Below are 224 nucleotides of genomic sequence, written 5' to 3'. Positions count from 1 at the left end.
CTTATCAACCCTTGCCAGTCAAACGCGTGATAATACCCAAACCTGATGGCGGTGAGCGAATGCTTGGGATCCCCTCTATTATCGACAGAGTGATCCAACAAGCCATTGCTCAAGTGATCAGCCCTTATTTTGAGCCTCAATTTTCATCGCATAGTTATGGTTATCGAGCTCATAAAAGAGCCAGTCAAGCAGTGAACCATGTTCAATCTTGTGTTAAACAAGGC

Annotated in this window: 1 protein-coding gene; it reads left to right on the top strand. The window is 44.6% G+C overall.

The window, feature by feature from the left end; translation table 11 throughout:
* Positions 1-26 precede the first annotated feature (26 nt).
* Positions 27-224, top strand: a 198-nt coding sequence (locus tag NRL14_RS21145; RefSeq protein ID WP_306725535.1) for a reverse transcriptase domain-containing protein, incomplete at its 3' end; no start/stop codon positions are given.

Source organism: Pseudoalteromonas sp. 20-92, assembly GCF_030847595.1.
In the GTDB taxonomy this organism is placed as follows: Bacteria; Pseudomonadota; Gammaproteobacteria; order Enterobacterales; family Alteromonadaceae; genus Pseudoalteromonas; species Pseudoalteromonas fuliginea.
This window is presented reverse-complemented; position numbering and strand designations above follow the sequence as displayed.